Origin of the sequence: Kitasatospora sp. NPDC058478 (assembly GCF_042720345.1) — a bacterium.
Lineage (GTDB): Bacteria > Actinomycetota > Actinomycetes > Streptomycetales > Streptomycetaceae > Kitasatospora.
Genome location: NZ_JBHXML010000120.1, coordinates 8,078 through 9,595, shown reverse-complemented (window position 1 = coordinate 9,595; position 1,518 = coordinate 8,078). Strand labels below are relative to the sequence as shown.

Genomic DNA, 1,518 nt, shown 5'->3' with positions numbered 1-1,518 from the left:
CGGCCGCCGCCGCCGCTTCGGTCTGGGACCTGATGCGGCTGATGGAGGTGCTGGGCGCCGGGTGGTGGTGGGGTGCGGCGGCCGGCGGGGCGATCGACCTCGGGTGGATCTACCTCCTGCTGGAGGTCTACACCCACCGGGACGCTCCGGCGAAGGCACTCAAGCACTACAACCGCATGTCGGCCCTGCTGCTGCTGTCGGCCGGCCTCAACCTGCTCTCCGGCGTGCTGTCCGCCGGTCACGGGAAGATCGGCGCGATCGTGCTGGGCGTCGTCAGCGTGATGATGCCGCTGATGCTCAAGGCGGTGATCACCCCCTTGGTCTTGGGCGGGAGCCTGGCGAGTGAGCTGCTGGTCACCCGGGAGGGTCGGGCCCGGGTGAAGGACGCCGCCGCCGACCGGCACGGCCGGGCCCTGGCCGCCTACGACGCCGGATACCGGCTGGACTCAGAGCGGGCCGAGCACGCCGCCGCGATCCAGCTCCAGACCCAGCGCGCCGACTTCGAGGCGGAGCGGGAGCGGATCGCCCTGGACCTCCAGGTCCGCCGGGAGGAGCTGGCCCGCGCCGCGTTCGAGGCGTCGCGCCCCGCTCCGGCGGCCATCGCCCCGGCGGTGCCGGACGCCTCCGGCCTGGCGGAGCTGGTGGCGGCGCTGTCCGGCCCCGTGTCCGCCGCCGTGTCCGCCCGGCTGTCCGTCCCGGCGGAGCGGCCGGAGCCTGTCCGCCCGGACGCCGGAGCTGTCCGCCCGGAGCTGGTGAAGCCGCTGTTCCTGGCCCCGGCGGGCCCGGATTCTGTCCGCCCGGACAACGGCGGCGCTCCGGCGGAGATCCCCCTCCCGGCGGAGGAGAGGACGCCGGAGCTGGTCCTGACTGCGGCGCTTCCCGGGGTGAAGGCGGACAACGTCGCGGCGGCCGTCCGGGAACTCCGGGCGATCGGCGTGGACGACCCGGCGGCGCTCACCGAGATGGTTCCCGTGGTCCTGGGCCGGGAGGTCAACGCGGACAGCCTCAAGCGGGAGATCCGGCGGCAGCAGCGGCCGGCCCTGGTGGAGCCAGCCCCGGCCCCGGGGACCGGTCAGTACCTCTGACCTGCGGTGGGGAGTTTGGTGGGCCGGAACTCACCAGAGGCAGTTACCAGATTGTGATCTGGTCCGGTCCCCCTGGTGAGAAAACCGGTGAGTTCCACGAGACACCCTACAAAGCATCCCACAAGGGACACCACGTCCGGCATTACGGACGGGTTAGCGGACGGGTTAGGGGAGGAGATATCACCCCCCTATCCACAGGCCGCCAGAAAGAGAATGCGAATTGTCAGTGGGCTGAGTGACAATCACTCTCCCCGCCGATGATCACGAGGAACAGCGCAACCGGGGCCCCGCCCGATACCAGCGGGCAGGGCCCCGGCCCCGGCCGGTCACACGGCCCGGGGGCCTCTCTCCCGACCCTCTCGTCAGACCCAGGAGAAAGACCATGGGCATGTTTTCACAGTCGAAGCCGCAGCCGAAGACCACCGCCGGGACG

General features: G+C 71.8%; 1 pseudogene. It reads left to right on the top strand.

Annotated elements, in window-relative coordinates:
- Positions 1–1,085: pseudogene (locus ACFWPT_RS39420) on the top strand (hypothetical protein); the annotation flags it as partial.
- Positions 1,086–1,518: the final 433 nt, after the last annotated feature.